This window comes from Pseudomonas sp. ACN8 (assembly GCF_002303925.1).
Classification (GTDB): domain Bacteria; phylum Pseudomonadota; class Gammaproteobacteria; order Pseudomonadales; family Pseudomonadaceae; genus Aquipseudomonas.
Genome location: NZ_MRCS01000018.1, coordinates 24869 through 38510 on the forward strand (window position 1 = coordinate 24869; position 13642 = coordinate 38510).

Genomic DNA, 13642 nt, shown 5'->3' on the forward strand with positions numbered 1-13642 from the left:
CCCGGCATCCGGGGATGGCGGGGCGTTTTGTGGTGTTCTTCAGGGCCTCATCGCGAGCGGGCTCACTCCTACAAGGTCTAGCGCAATCCTTGTAGGAGCGAGCCTGCTCGCGATTGGGGGCACCTCGGTATCAGGCCGAGTGCCGCACCATGTCCACATGTGGAATCCCGGCTTCCAGGAATTCCTCACTGACCATGTGAAAGCCCATGCGCTCATAGAACGCCGTGGCTTGTACCTGGGCGCTGAGCATCTGCTGCTTCAACCCGCGCTCTTCGGCTTCACCGATGACCGCTTGCATCAGCGCATCGCCGACTTTCAGGCCGCGCCAGTCCTTGAGTACCGACACCCGGCCGACGTGCCCATCGGGCAGCAGGCGGGCGGTGCCGATGGGAAAGTCGCCTTCGTAAGCGAGGAAATGCACTGCATCAATGTCATCGGCGTCCCATTCCAATTCTGGCGGAACGGATTGCTCGGCGACGAACACCGTCTCACGAATGCGCCGGATCTCGGCGTTGTCCTTCTGCCAGTCTGCGACACGTACGTGAATCTTATTCATCGGCAAACCCCAGGCTTCCTTGCTTGACCAGTTCGCACAGCAGGCCGCGACCGTCTTCGTCGCTCAGCCAGTCGCCAAGGTTGTCGGCGTGCAGTGCGTCGGCAGCGCAGATCATCTTCAGCAGTTCGCGCAGTTTGCCCGGCAGGTAACGGCTCTGGCCGCTGGCGAACAGCAGCAGGTCGTCATCGACTTCAGACCACGCCAGGCGTGCGCTCGGGTTGCGAATCAGGATCGCGCCTTGCTCCAGGGCGGACATGAAGTCCTCTTCTTCGACGTCTTCCGGGCCCACCACCAGTTCCGGGTAGCGTGGCTCGGTCATGAACTGGCCGAACCAGGTCAGCAGCAGGCGCTCGTCGCTCATGTGCTCGGCCAGCAGGCCTTTCAAGCGGTCGAGTGCGTCGCGCTGGATCTGGTGAGGATCGGCAGTCGGCAAGGCGTCGGCGTCGGTGTAGCGTTCTTCGTCCGACAGGAACTGGCTGAGGAAGTCCGTGAAATGGGTCAGCACTTCAGCAGCGCTCGGTGCACGGAAGCCGACCGAGTAGGTCATGCATTCATCAACGGCAACGCCGCAGTGGGCCAGGCGCGGTGGCAGGTAGAGCATGTCGCCCGGTTCCAGCACCCATTCATCGGTGGCTTCGAATTCGGAGAGGATGCGCAGGTCGGCATGGGTCAGCATCGGGCTCTCGGTGTTGCACATCTGGCCGATCTTCCAGTTGCGCTTGCCGTGGCCTTGCAGCAGGAACACGTCGTAGTTGTCGAAGTGCGGACCAACGCTGCCACCTGGCGCGGCGTAGCTGATCATCACGTCGTCGATGCGCCAGCTCGGCAGAAAGCGGAAGTTTTCCAGCAGTTCGCTGACTTCCGGGACGAACTGATCCACGGCTTGAACCAGCAGGGTCCAGTCAGTTTCAGGCAGCTTGCTGAACTCATCTTCGGCGAACGGGCCGCGACGCAGTTCCCACGGGCGCTCGCCATTCTCGATGATCAGTCGCGATTCGACTTCTTCTTCCAGCGCCAGGCCGGCCAGTTCGTCGGCGTCGATCGGGCTTTCGAAATCAGGAATCGCCTGACGGATCAACAGCGGCTTTTTCTGCCAGTAGTCGCGCAGGAATTCCCGTGCCGTGATGCCGCCCAGAAGTTGAAGAGGAATATCAGGATTCATGTGTAACCTATTGAAAAAATGCACTTTTCAGACGGGAATAAAAACGCCCGGCGCGGCCGGGCGTCTTAAAAGGGTCTAGCGGTCGATCAGATGCGCTTGGCTTGTTCTACAGCGTTGCCGATGTAGTTCGCCGGGGTGAGCAATTTCAGCTCGGCCTTGGCGGCGGCCGGCATGTCCAGCCCGTCGATGAAAGTCTGCAGCGCTTGCGGGCTGATGCCCTTGCCGCGGGTCAGTTCTTTCAGCTTTTCGTACGGGTTTTCGATGTTGTAGCGACGCATCACGGTCTGGATCGGCTCGGCCAATACTTCCCAGCAGGCGTCCAGGTCAGCGGCAATCTTCTGCTCGTTGAGCTCAAGCTTGCTGATGCCTTTCAGGCTCGCTTCATACGCGATCACGCTGTGGGCGAAGCCGACGCCGAGGTTGCGCAGTACGGTGGAGTCGGTCAGGTCGCGCTGCCAGCGGGAGATCGGCAGCTTGCTCGCCAGGTGCTGGAACAGTGCATTGGCGATACCCAGGTTGCCTTCGGAGTTTTCGAAGTCGATCGGGTTGACCTTGTGCGGCATGGTCGACGAACCGATTTCGCCAGCGATGGTGCGCTGTTTGAAATAACCCAGGGAGATGTAGCCCCAGATGTCGCGGTCGAAGTCGATCAGGATGGTGTTGAAGCGAGCGATCGCGTCGAACAGCTCGGCAATGTAGTCGTGCGGTTCGATCTGCGTGGTGTACGGGTTGAAGCCCAGGCCCAGCTCGTCTTCGATGAAGGCGCGGGCGTTGGCTTCCCAGTCGATCTCAGGGTAGGCCGACAGGTGGGCGTTGTAGTTGCCGACAGCGCCGTTGATCTTGCCCAGCAGCGGAACGGCGGCGACCTGAGCGATCTGACGCTCCAGACGGTAAACCACGTTCGCCAGTTCTTTGCCCAGGGTGGTCGGCGAGGCCGGTTGACCGTGGGTGCGCGACAGCATCGGCACGTCGGCGAAACGGATCGCCAGTTCGCGGATGGCGTTGGCGGTCTGGCGCATCAGCGGCAGCATTACGTCATCACGGCCTTCGCGCAGCATCAGGGCGTGGGACAGGTTGTTGATGTCCTCGCTGGTGCAGGCAAAGTGGATGAACTCGCTGACCTTGGCCAGTTCCGGCAGCTTGGCCGCTTGCTCTTTGAGCAGGTACTCGATGGCCTTGACGTCGTGGTTGGTGGTGCGCTCGATCTCTTTGACGCGCTCGGCGTGCTCCAGAGAGAAGTTTTCCGCCAGGGTGTTGAGCACAGCGTTGGCTTGCGCGGAGAACGCCGGCACTTCACTGATGGCAGGGTGAGCGGCCAGGCGCTGGAGCCAGCGCACTTCAACCAGAACGCGGGCACGGATCAGGCCGTACTCGCTGAAAATTGGGCGCAGGGCCTGGGTTTTGCCGGCGTAGCGGCCGTCAACAGGGGAAACCGCAGTGAGCGAAGAGAGCTGCATGGGGTGTTCTCGGACAGTCGGGCAACGAAATGGGGCGCGTATCATACATGAAAAAATCCGCCGGTCCGTCGCCAACTGACCGGCGTATTACGCGTATTGCTGAGTTCTGTTCTGTCGATGCGGGTTATTCGTTACGCATCAAGGGGTAAAGCTCTTTGAGCAATTTGCGACGGCTGATCACCAGCTGCCAGCGATGACCGCCCAATTGCCGCCACAGGCGCGCCGAACGAATGCCGGCCAGCAGCAGGGCGCGAATTTTCGAGGCGTTGCTCGGTTGTTGCAGGTTGCGCATGTCACCGTGCACCTGGATGCGTTGGCGCAGGGTGCTCAGGGTGTCCTGGTACAGCGCGCCGCAGGCGGCGACCACGTTTTCGTGGGCCGGGCCGAAGTGTTCCACCTGGGACTGAATCTGCGGCAGGCGTTTGCCGATCACGTCGAGCATGTCGTTGCGCTTGGCCAGCTGACGCTCAAGGCCGAGCATGGCCAGGGCGTAGCGCAGCGGCTCGCGCTGCAGGGCGCTCGGGTCGCGTTCGAGGGCGCCGATCAGCGCACGGTAGCCTTCACGCAGGTTGATGTCGTCGCCGCCATAGACTTCCAGTGTGTCCTTGGGGTCGCGAATCAGCAGGCTGCCGAGCATGCAGGTCAGGCCGGCTTCGTTGGTCTGGCCGGTCTTGGCGATCCTGTCCACCAGCACCGCGGCGAGAAACACGCCGCCCAGTGCCGTCAGTTGCTCCTGAATCGGGTTCATTGGGCCTGGCCCTTGCTCGTCCACGGCTCGGCGACTTCAATCACGCCGCCGCCGAGGCAGATTTCACCGTCGTAGAACACCACGGACTGGCCTGGAGTGACCGCGCGTTGCGGGTCATCGAAGGTCGCGCGATAACCGGTGGCGGTTTTTTCCAGGATGCACGGCTGGTCGCTCTGGCGATAACGAACCTTGGCGGTCAGCTTGCGTGGCTGGCTCAGATCGATCGGGTTGACCCAATAGATGTCCGAAGCGAGCAGGGCGCGGGAGAACAGCCACGGGTGATCATTGCCCTGGCCAACGATCAGCTCGTTGTGTTCCAGGTCCTTGATCAGCACGTACCACGGCTCGTCGCTGGCATCTTTCAGTCCGCCAATGCCCAGGCCCTGGCGCTGGCCGATGGTGTGGTACATCAGGCCGTGGTGGCGGCCGATGATTTCACCTTCGGTGGTCTTGATCTCGCCCGGTTGCGCCGGCAGGTACTGCTTGAGGAAGTCGCTGAAGCGGCGTTCGCCGATAAAGCAGATTCCGGTGGAGTCCTTTTTCTTCGCGGTCGCCAATTCGTATTTCTCGGCAATGGCGCGCACTTGCGGTTTTTCCAGCTCGCCGACCGGGAACAGAGTCTTGGCGATCTGTTCACCGCCGACGGCGTGCAGGAAGTAGCTCTGGTCCTTGTTCGGGTCCAGGCCCTTGAGCAGTTCGGTGCGGCCATCGATGTCGCGGCGACGCACGTAGTGGCCGGTGGCGATCAGGTCGGCGCCCAGCATCATGGCGTAGTCGAGGAACGCCTTGAACTTGATTTCGCGGTTGCACAGGATGTCCGGGTTCGGCGTGCGACCGGCCTTGTATTCGGCCAGGAAATGCTCGAACACGTTGTCCCAGTACTCGGCGGCGAAGTTGGCGGTGTGCAGCTTGATGCCAATCTTGTCGCACACGGCCTGGGCGTCCGCCAGGTCATCCATGGCGGTGCAGTATTCCGTTCCATCGTCTTCTTCCCAGTTCTTCATGAACAGGCCTTCCACCTCATAACCCTGCTCGATCAGCAGGAGGGCGGAAACGGAAGAGTCCACGCCGCCGGACATGCCGACAATGACGCGCTTCTTTTGTGTGTCAGAAGGGGCTGGATCACGCATAGGGATTCAATGAGTGTCTTGAAAAAGGACGCGATTCTAACAGGCTGGAGCCTGCATGGCTAAAGAGAAGGACGGATCAATTCGAGGCCGAAGCGTTGACCTGCCAGATAGTCGTCGATGCAGCGGATGATCAGTTCACTGCGCCAGTTGTCGCGCTGCTCGATTAATTCCTCGCGGGTCAACCACTTGGCGCCGACGATGCCGTCGTCCAGTTGATAATCCGGGTGGTGTTTCAGTGGTTTTGCGATGAAGCAGACCCGCTGGTAGGTCACGCCGTTGCTCGGGGCGGTGTAGAGGTAAATGCCCAGTACGCCGGTGGGTTCGACGTCCCAGCCGGTTTCCTCCAGTGTTTCGCGCACGGCGGCTTCGGTCAGGGTTTCGTTCGGGTCCAGGTGGCCGGCAGGTTGATTGAGCACTGCGCGCCCGTGCTTGAGTTCTTCGACCATCAGGAAGCGGCCGTTGTCTTCGACGATGGTGGCGACGGTGATGTGGGGTTTCCAGTCCATGAGATGTCCTCAAATTCCAAAGTTGAAACACAGTCCAATGTAGGAGTGAGCCTGCTCGCGATGGCGGTATGTCAGTGACATCAATATTGGCTGACATGACGCTATCGCGAGCAGGCTCACTCCTACAATGGGTTTGTGTGAATTCTGAAAACACAAACCCCGGCACAGGGCCGGGGTTTGTGATATTCCCTTACAACCTTACACCAGCGCAGCTACCGCCGCGTTGAAGGTCGCGCTTGGGCGCATGGCCTTGCTGATCAGCTCGGCGTCGGCGTGGTAGTAACCGCCGATGTCGACTGGCTTGCCCTGAACGGCATTGAGTTCGGCAACGATGGTCGCCTCGTTCTCGGTCAGGGTCTTGGCCAGGGTCGCGAACTGCGCTTGCAGTGCAGCGTCTTCGGTCTGGGCAGCCAGGGCTTGAGCCCAGTACAGCGCCAGGTAGAAGTGGCTGCCGCGGTTGTCGATGTTGCCGACTTTGCGCGATGGCGACTTGTTGTTGTCCAGGAACTGGCCGGTGGCCTGGTCCAGGGTCTTGGCCAGAACCAGCGCCTTGGGGTTGTTGTAGGTCACGCCCAGGTGTTCCAGGGACGCAGCCAGGGCCAGGAATTCACCCAGCGAATCCCAACGCAGGAAGTTTTCTTCCAGCAGTTGCTGAACGTGCTTCGGAGCCGAACCGCCGGCGCCGGTTTCAAACAGGCCACCGCCGTTCATCAGCGGCACGATCGACAGCATCTTGGCGCTGGTGCCCAGTTCCATGATCGGGAACAGGTCGGTCAGGTAGTCGCGCAGTACGTTGCCGGTCACCGAGATGGTGTCTTTGCCTGCGCGGGTGCGCTGCAGGGTGTACTTCATCGCGTCGACCGGCGCCATGATCTGGATGTCCAGGCCGGCGGTGTCGTGATCCTTCAGGTAAGCCTGAACTTTCTCGATCACCACGCCGTCGTGGGCGCGCATCGGGTCCAGCCAGAAGATCGCCGGGGTCGCGCTTGCACGAGCACGGTTGACGGCCAGTTTGACCCAGTCCTGGATCGGCGCGTCTTTGGTCTGGCACATGCGGAAGATGTCGCCGGCCTCGACAGCCTGTTCCATCAGCAGGTTGCCCTTGCTGTCGGTGACGCGAACAACGCCGTCAGCCTTGATCTGGAAGGTCTTGTCGTGGGAGCCGTACTCTTCGGCTTTCTTCGCCATCAGGCCCACGTTCGGCACGCTGCCCATGGTGGTTGGATCGAACGCACCGTTGGCTTTGCAATCTTCGATCACAGCCTGGTAGATGGTGGCGTAGCAGCGATCCGGGATCACGGCCTTGGTGTCGTGCAGCTGGCCGTCGGTGCCCCACATCTTGCCGGAGTCACGGATCATCGCCGGCATCGAGGCGTCGACGATGACGTCGCTCGGCACGTGCAGGTTGGTGATGCCTTTGTCGGAGTTGACCATCGCCAGGGAAGGGCGAACGGCGTAGACCGCCTGGATGTCAGCTTCGATGGCCGCTTGCTGCTCGGCAGGCAAGGCCTTGATGCGAGCGTACAGGTCGCCGATGCCGTTGTTCAGGTTGAAGCCGATCTGTGCCAGCACGTCAGCGTGCCTGGCCAGTGCGTCTTTATAGAACTCGGCAACGATCTGGCCGAACATGATCGGGTCGGAGACCTTCATCATGGTGGCTTTCAAGTGAACCGACAGCAGCACGCCTTGTGCCTTGGCGTCTTCAATTTCGGCTGCGATGAAGCTGCGCAGGGCGTTTTTGCTCAATACCGCGCAATCGAGGATCTCGCCGGCTTGTACGCTGGTCTTTTCTTTCAGGACGGTGGCGGTGCCGTCTTGAGCGATCAGTTCGATTTTCACGGCGTCAGCGGCGTCGATCAGGGCGGCTTTTTCGCTGCCGTAGAAATCGCCGGTGCTCATGTGTGCGATGTGGGACTTGGAGTCTTTGGCCCAGGCGCCCATTTTGTGCGGGTGCTTGCGTGCGTAGTTCTTGACCGACAGCGGCGCGCGACGGTCGGAGTTGCCTTCACGCAGGACCGGGTTCACGGCGCTGCCCTTGATTTTGTCGTAACGCGCCTTGGCTTCTTTGTCGGCGTCGCTGGTGACTGTCTCAGGGTAGTCCGGCAGTGCAAAACCTTGAGCTTGCAGCTCTTTGATTGCGGCTTGCAGTTGCGGAACCGAGGCGCTGATGTTCGGCAATTTGATGATGTTGGCTTCAGGCGTAACGGCCAGGGCGCCCAGTTCGGCGAGGTGGTCGGCTACGGCTTTGTCACCCAGTTGCTCGGGGAAGCTGGCCAGGATGCGCCCTGCAAGAGAGATATCGCGGGTTTCAACGGCGATATCAGCCGAGGCGGTGAACGCCTCTACGATAGGCAACAGTGAATAGGTGGCGAGGGCAGGAGCTTCGTCGGTGAAGGTATAGATGATCTTCGAGCGGGTGGGCATATTCGGATTAACTCTCTCTTCTTTGCTAAAGCGTGCGCAGAAACTCGAGGGCGCCGGGTAAGCGCGTTCGTTTCAAAGTCATCCATGAGCCGAATATCGAGGTTTCGTTGCTGTGATGTTGGGTGCATCAGTAGGGCGTCAAGTAGCAGGACTGCGATAACAGGCCGGCTTGCCGGGCGGAAAGTCTCATCGTAGAGCACTTCCTCCGTCGTGACCCTGTGGTCAGCGGGCGGCATTATACATAGGTAGCTGGCAATCTGCCGATGGTTCATATGCAACGAATGTCGTCCATTGGTCTAAAGGTCGCAGGGGCGACCAGGGCGTAGAGTCATTCGTCGTGCTTGAGTTTGGCGTTTTTCCCTTTGCTTTCAGGCTTGTAGCGCGCGAGTTGCAAGGCTTTGCGCCAGATCGATGGAACATAGGGTTTGCGCGCCGATTCAACTGGGTTACGCTCGAACCAAGCCAGATGTTCAATCCAATCAATGGAGTTCAGCATGGGTTACAAGAAGATTCAGGTTCCAGCCGTCGGCGACAAAATCACCGTCAATGCAGACCATTCTCTCAATGTTCCTAATAACCCGATCATCCCCTTCATCGAAGGCGACGGCATTGGCGTCGACATCAGCCCGGTCATGATCAAGGTTGTCGATGCTGCTGTTAAGAAGGCTTACGGCGGCGAGCGCAAGATTTCCTGGATGGAAGTGTACGCCGGGGAGAAAGCGACTCAGGTTTACGATCAGGACACCTGGCTGCCTCAGGAAACCCTGGACGCGGTCAAGGATTACGTGGTTTCCATCAAGGGCCCGCTGACCACCCCGGTCGGTGGCGGCATCCGTTCCCTGAACGTGGCCCTGCGTCAGCAACTCGACCTGTACGTCTGCCTGCGCCCGGTGCGCTGGTTCGAAGGCGTGCCGAGCCCGGTCAAGAAGCCAGGCGATGTCGACATGACCATCTTCCGCGAGAACTCCGAAGACATCTACGCCGGCATCGAGTGGAAGGCCGGTACGCCGGAAGCCACCAAGGTCATCAAGTTCCTGAAAGAAGAAATGGGCGTTACCAAGATCCGTTTCGACGAGAACTGCGGTATCGGCGTCAAGCCGGTGTCCCTGCAAGGCACCAAGCGTCTGGCACGCAAGGCCCTGCAATATGTGGTCGACAACGATCGCGATTCGCTGACCATCGTGCACAAAGGCAACATCATGAAGTTCACCGAAGGTGCCTTCAAGGAATGGGCCTATGAAGTGGCGGCCGAAGAGTTCGGCGCGACCCTGCTCGACGGCGGTCCGTGGATGCAGTTCAAGAACCCGAAAACCGGCAAGAACGTCATCGTCAAGGACGCCATCGCTGACGCCATGCTTCAGCAGATCCTGCTGCGCCCGGCCGAGTACGATGTGATCGCGACCCTGAACCTGAACGGCGACTACCTCTCCGACGCCCTGGCGGCGGAAGTGGGCGGTATCGGTATCGCGCCGGGCGCCAACCTGTCCGACACCGTGGCCATGTTCGAAGCCACCCACGGTACGGCACCGAAGTACGCCGGCAAGGACCAGGTCAACCCGGGTTCGCTGATCCTGTCCGCTGAAATGATGCTGCGCCACATGGGCTGGACCGAAGCGGCCGACCTGATCATCAAGGGCACCAACGGCGCGATTTCCGCCAAGACCGTGACCTATGACTTCGAGCGCCTGATGGAAGGTGCCAAGCTGGTGTCGTCGTCCGGCTTCGGTGATGCGCTGATCTCGCACATGTAAGAAAACGCAGGCACACAAAAACCGCCTGGTTCAAGAGCTTGAATCAGGCGGTTTTTTTATGACTGGTTGACGCTGCGGTGTTAAACCTCAACGGTCTCTTCAGTTGTGGGTGTCGTGGCTTTCGAGGTATCTACCGGGTTGCCGATGTTGACCGCGTGCAGGCCTTTGGGGCCCTGGATGATATCGAATACGACAGCTTGCCCGGCTTTCAGGGTTTTATAACCATCCATTTTAATGGCTGAGTAATGGGCAAACAGATCTTCTGTCTTGCCTTCCTCGTTGATGAATCCGTAACCCTTGGCATTGTTGAACCACTTCACCTTGCCGACAGCCATACCCAACTCCCTCTGCAACAGACTCCATCACTGGAGTATCATCCAGTACATCCGCAGTCGAATCTGTAAATAAGATTGACTCCGCGGACCTTTTTTACCCACTGTGGGCTCTATTGGTTGTAACACCCTTTTGCCGATAGTCAAGCTGACTCGGCAGTCGGAGTTGAAAACGCTGATAGCCGCCCCCACCACTGTATTTGAACAACTGACGAACCTTTCTTTCCATGCATGCAATCAGCCAGATTCGACTAACATTCAATCAGGATCGCCCTGATTTACACGACGACGATTCCGCAGGCATTGCTGTTCAGGAGGCAAAGCCTGCACTACAGGCGCCGCCGATGTACAAGGTGGTTTTGTTCAACGATGACTACACACCGATGGATTTCGTCGTCGAAGTGCTCGAGGTGTTTTTTAACCTGAATCGCGAGCTGGCGACCAAGGTCATGCTGGCCGTCCACACAGAAGGGCGGGCAGTATGTGGAGTGTTTACCCGTGACATCGCCGAGACCAAGGCCATGCAGGTCAACCAGTACGCCAGGGAAAGCCAGCATCCGCTACTCTGTGAAATCGAGAAGGACGGTTAATCGCCGACCACTTGGGTATGAGGTGAAGCTATGTTAAACCGCGAGCTCGAAGTCACCCTCAATCTTGCCTTCAAGGAAGCTCGTTCGAAGCGTCATGAGTTCATGACCGTCGAACACCTCCTGCTGGCCCTATTGGACAATGAGGCTGCCGCCACCGTTCTGCGTGCGTGCGGCGCAAACCTCGACAAACTCAAGCATGACCTGCAGGAGTTCATCGACTCCACCACGCCATTGATCCCTGTTCATGACGAGGATCGCGAAACCCAGCCAACCCTGGGCTTCCAGCGTGTACTGCAACGTGCTGTGTTTCACGTACAGAGCTCGGGCAAACGCGAAGTGACTGGCGCCAACGTGCTGGTCGCGATCTTCAGTGAGCAAGAGAGTCAGGCGGTGTTCCTGCTGAAACAGCAGAGCGTTGCCCGTATAGATGTCGTCAACTACATCGCCCATGGCATTTCCAAGGTGCCGGGGCATGGCGATCACTCTGAAGGTGAGCAAGATATGCAGGACGACGAGGGCGGTGAGTCTTCTTCCTCAGGTAATCCTCTGGATGCTTATGCCAGTAACCTCAACGAACTCGCGCGCCAGGGTCGCATCGATCCGCTGGTAGGTCGTGAGCTGGAGGTCGAGCGCGTCGCGCAGATCCTGGCGCGTCGTCGCAAAAACAATCCGCTGCTGGTAGGCGAGGCGGGCGTGGGTAAAACCGCGATTGCCGAAGGCCTGGCCAAGCGCATTGTCGACAACCAGGTGCCGGACCTGCTGGCCAACAGCGTGGTTTACTCCCTCGACCTGGGTGCCTTGCTGGCCGGTACCAAATACCGTGGCGATTTCGAGAAGCGCTTCAAGGCGTTGCTCAATGAGCTGAAAAAACGTCCGCAGGCGATCCTGTTCATCGACGAGATCCACACCATCATTGGTGCGGGCGCCGCGTCCGGTGGCGTCATGGATGCCTCGAACCTGCTCAAGCCGTTGCTGTCGTCCGGTGATATCCGTTGCATCGGCTCCACAACGTTCCAGGAGTTCCGCGGCATCTTCGAGAAGGACCGTGCCTTGGCCCGGCGCTTCCAGAAGGTCGATGTGTCGGAGCCTTCGGTGGAAGACACCATTGGCATTCTGCGCGGTCTGAAGGGGCGTTTCGAAAGCCATCACAATATCGAATACAGCGATGAAGCCCTGCGCGCGGCTGCCGAACTGGCTTCGCGTTACATCAATGATCGACACATGCCGGACAAGGCCATCGACGTCATCGACGAGGCGGGTGCCTACCAGCGCCTGCAACCGGTCGAGAAGCGTGTGAAGCGCATCGAAGTGCCGCAAGTCGAGGACATCGTCGCGAAAATCGCGCGGATTCCGCCAAAACACGTCACCAGTTCCGACAAGGAGCTGCTGCGTAACCTCGAGCGTGACCTGAAGTTGACCGTGTTTGGTCAGGATGCCGCGATCGACTCGCTGGCAACCGCGATCAAGCTGTCCCGTGCCGGCCTCAAGTCCCCTGACAAGCCTGTGGGTTCGTTCCTGTTCGCAGGGCCTACCGGTGTCGGTAAAACCGAAGCGGCGCGTCAGCTGGCCAAGGCGTTGGGTGTCGAGCTGATTCGTTTCGACATGTCCGAGTACATGGAACGCCACACTGTATCGCGTCTGATCGGTGCGCCTCCAGGTTATGTCGGGTTCGATCAGGGCGGTCTGCTGACCGAAGCCATCACCAAGCAGCCACACTGCGTGCTGTTGCTCGATGAGATCGAGAAGGCGCATCCGGAAGTCTTCAACCTGCTGCTGCAGGTGATGGACCATGGTACGTTGACCGATAACAACGGGCGCAAGGCGGATTTCCGTAACGTGATCGTCATCATGACGACCAACGCCGGCGCCGAGACCGCAGCACGCGCTTCGATCGGTTTCACCTATCAGGATCACTCGTCCGATGCGATGGAAGTGATCAAGAAGAGCTTCACGCCGGAGTTCCGCAACCGTCTGGACACCATCATCCAGTTTGGTCGCCTCAGTCATGAGGTCATCAAGAGCGTGGTGGACAAGTTCCTTACCGAGCTTCAGGCGCAGCTGGAAGACAAGCGTGTGTTGCTGGAGGTCACCGATGCAGCCCGCAACTGGCTGGCCGAAGGTGGCTACGATGCGGCGATGGGTGCTCGTCCAATGGCTCGCCTGATCCAGGACAAGATCAAGCGTCCGCTGGCGGAGGAGATTCTCTTTGGCGAACTGGCCGAGCATGGCGGTGTGGTACACATCGACATCAAGGACGGCGAGCTGACCTTCGAGTTCGAGACCACGGCCGAGATGGCCTGACGTTCAGAAGCAAAACAAAAAGGCGCCGGGAGGCGCCTTTTTGTTGTCTTGAAGAAATGCGTCGAACCCCTGTGGGAGCGAGCCTGCTCGCGATTGGATCTGGTAGTCGCTGCTTCATTGGCTGACCCACCGCTTTCGCGAGCAGGCTCGCTCCCACATTGAAGTTGCGGTGAGCTTCAAATCGCAGACAAACAAAAACGCCCGGCATGAGCCGGGCGTCTTGTATTGACTTGCATAGCGAGTGGACTCTATCTCTGTAGGAGCGAGCTTGCTCGCGATGTTCGTCAATGATGATGCGGGGACTCTGACTTGACGCGGTGCCCTCAGGTTTTTCGCGAGCAAGCTCGCTCCTACCTTAGCGGGCGCGGTAAGTGATGCGCCCTTTGCTCAAGTCATAGGGAGTCAGCTCTACGCGCACTTTGTCGCCGGTAAGAATACGGATGTAGTTCTTGCGCATCTTGCCGGAGATGTGCGCGGTTACGACGTGCCCATTTTCCAACTCCACACGAAACATGGTGTTGGGCAGGGTGTCGACGACAGTGCCTTCCATTTCGAAGCTGTCTTCTTTCGACATGCAGTAAAGCCCTCGGTGTCCAATGAATGGCCCGGTGCAACTGCGCCAGGCAAAAGCGGCGTGCATTGTGCCCGAAAAGTGGGGTTTAAGCCAAGGGGTTTAGGGCCTGCT

Annotated in this window: 13 protein-coding genes; 3 read left to right on the plus strand and 10 right to left on the minus strand. The window is 59.2% G+C overall.

Going from position 1 to position 13642, the window contains the following annotated elements:
- Window positions 1-130: 130 nt before the first annotated feature.
- The 8 genes from BSF44_RS12205 to BSF44_RS30325 all read right to left on the minus strand — a co-directional run bounded on the left by BSF44_RS12205 (window position 131) and on the right by BSF44_RS30325 (window position 8479).
- Window positions 131-556, minus strand: a complete 426-nt coding sequence (locus BSF44_RS12205; RefSeq protein ID WP_095943719.1) for a GNAT family N-acetyltransferase — start codon at window positions 554-556, stop codon at window positions 131-133.
- Complete coding sequence (locus tag BSF44_RS12210) at window positions 549-1718, minus strand: cupin domain-containing protein (RefSeq protein ID WP_095943720.1); 1170 nt, start codon at window positions 1716-1718, stop codon at window positions 549-551. Before BSF44_RS12210 ends, BSF44_RS12205 begins: the two co-directional genes overlap by 8 nt.
- Before the next feature lie 86 nt (window positions 1719-1804).
- Complete coding sequence (gene purB, locus BSF44_RS12215) at window positions 1805-3175, minus strand: adenylosuccinate lyase (RefSeq protein ID WP_095943721.1); 1371 nt, start codon at window positions 3173-3175, stop codon at window positions 1805-1807.
- Between the two features lie 124 nt (window positions 3176-3299).
- Window positions 3300-3923, minus strand: a complete 624-nt coding sequence (hflD, locus tag BSF44_RS12220) for a high frequency lysogenization protein HflD (protein ID WP_008053455.1) — start codon at window positions 3921-3923, stop codon at window positions 3300-3302.
- Window positions 3920-5053, minus strand: a complete 1134-nt coding sequence (gene mnmA / locus BSF44_RS12225; protein WP_095943722.1) for a tRNA 2-thiouridine(34) synthase MnmA — start codon at window positions 5051-5053, stop codon at window positions 3920-3922. The genes hflD and mnmA overlap by 4 nt, the downstream gene beginning before the upstream one ends.
- A 59-nt stretch (window positions 5054-5112) precedes the next feature.
- Window positions 5113-5559, minus strand: a complete 447-nt coding sequence (locus BSF44_RS12230) for an NUDIX hydrolase (protein ID WP_095943723.1) — start codon at window positions 5557-5559, stop codon at window positions 5113-5115.
- 198 nt (window positions 5560-5757) lie between these two features.
- Window positions 5758-7983 (minus strand): NADP-dependent isocitrate dehydrogenase, encoded by a 2226-nt coding sequence (locus BSF44_RS12235; RefSeq protein WP_095943724.1) that lies wholly within the window; start codon window positions 7981-7983, stop codon window positions 5758-5760.
- 328 nt (window positions 7984-8311) lie between these two features.
- Window positions 8312-8479, minus strand: a complete 168-nt coding sequence (locus BSF44_RS30325) for a hypothetical protein (protein WP_172435343.1) — start codon at window positions 8477-8479, stop codon at window positions 8312-8314.
- Here BSF44_RS30325 and icd point away from each other — a divergent pair.
- Window positions 8478-9734: an NADP-dependent isocitrate dehydrogenase gene (icd, locus tag BSF44_RS12240; protein ID WP_007972065.1), complete on the plus strand. Its 1257-nt coding sequence runs from the start codon at window positions 8478-8480 to the stop codon at window positions 9732-9734. The two genes, BSF44_RS30325 and icd, sit on opposite strands and share 2 nt — an antisense overlap.
- An 80-nt stretch (window positions 9735-9814) precedes the next feature.
- Here icd and cspD read toward each other — a convergent pair whose 3' ends face one another.
- Window positions 9815-10069 (minus strand): cold shock domain-containing protein CspD, encoded by a 255-nt coding sequence (cspD, locus tag BSF44_RS12245; RefSeq protein ID WP_095943725.1) that lies wholly within the window; start codon window positions 10067-10069, stop codon window positions 9815-9817.
- A 224-nt stretch (window positions 10070-10293) separates the two neighbouring features.
- Between cspD and clpS the strand changes: the two genes are divergently transcribed.
- Window positions 10294-10656 (plus strand): ATP-dependent Clp protease adapter ClpS, encoded by a 363-nt coding sequence (gene clpS / locus BSF44_RS12250; RefSeq protein ID WP_015094394.1) that lies wholly within the window; start codon window positions 10294-10296, stop codon window positions 10654-10656.
- A 30-nt stretch (window positions 10657-10686) separates the two neighbouring features.
- Window positions 10687-12957 (plus strand): ATP-dependent Clp protease ATP-binding subunit ClpA, encoded by a 2271-nt coding sequence (gene clpA, locus BSF44_RS12255; RefSeq protein WP_056723817.1) that lies wholly within the window; start codon window positions 10687-10689, stop codon window positions 12955-12957.
- A gap of 355 nt (window positions 12958-13312) precedes the next feature.
- Here clpA and infA read toward each other — a convergent pair whose 3' ends face one another.
- On the minus strand, window positions 13313-13531 hold the full coding sequence (gene infA / locus BSF44_RS12260; RefSeq protein WP_002553999.1) for a translation initiation factor IF-1: 219 nt from the start codon (window positions 13529-13531) through the stop codon (window positions 13313-13315).
- Window positions 13532-13642: the final 111 nt, after the last annotated feature.

Excerpts from the sequence above, each read along its gene's own strand:
- BSF44_RS12205 (WP_095943719.1), bottom strand. The coding sequence starts at position 556 with ATGAATAAGATTCACGTACGTGTCGCAGACTGGCAGAAGGACAACGCC.
- BSF44_RS12210 (WP_095943720.1), bottom strand. The coding sequence starts at position 1,718 with ATGAATCCTGATATTCCTCTTCAACTTCTGGGCGGCATCACGGCACGG.
- purB (WP_095943721.1), bottom strand. The coding sequence starts at position 3,175 with ATGCAGCTCTCTTCGCTCACTGCGGTTTCCCCTGTTGACGGCCGCTAC.
- hflD (WP_008053455.1), bottom strand. The coding sequence starts at position 3,923 with ATGAACCCGATTCAGGAGCAACTGACGGCACTGGGCGGCGTGTTTCTC.
- mnmA (WP_095943722.1), bottom strand. The coding sequence starts at position 5,053 with ATGCGTGATCCAGCCCCTTCTGACACACAAAAGAAGCGCGTCATTGTC.
- BSF44_RS12230 (WP_095943723.1), bottom strand. The coding sequence starts at position 5,559 with ATGGACTGGAAACCCCACATCACCGTCGCCACCATCGTCGAAGACAAC.
- BSF44_RS12235 (WP_095943724.1), bottom strand. The coding sequence starts at position 7,983 with ATGCCCACCCGCTCGAAGATCATCTATACCTTCACCGACGAAGCTCCT.
- icd (WP_007972065.1), top strand. The coding sequence starts at position 8,478 with ATGGGTTACAAGAAGATTCAGGTTCCAGCCGTCGGCGACAAAATCACC.
- BSF44_RS30325 (WP_172435343.1), bottom strand. The coding sequence starts at position 8,479 with ATGCTGAACTCCATTGATTGGATTGAACATCTGGCTTGGTTCGAGCGT.
- cspD (WP_095943725.1), bottom strand. The coding sequence starts at position 10,069 with ATGGCTGTCGGCAAGGTGAAGTGGTTCAACAATGCCAAGGGTTACGGA.
- clpS (WP_015094394.1), top strand. The coding sequence starts at position 10,294 with ATGCATGCAATCAGCCAGATTCGACTAACATTCAATCAGGATCGCCCT.
- clpA (WP_056723817.1), top strand. The coding sequence starts at position 10,687 with ATGTTAAACCGCGAGCTCGAAGTCACCCTCAATCTTGCCTTCAAGGAA.
- infA (WP_002553999.1), bottom strand. The coding sequence starts at position 13,531 with ATGTCGAAAGAAGACAGCTTCGAAATGGAAGGCACTGTCGTCGACACC.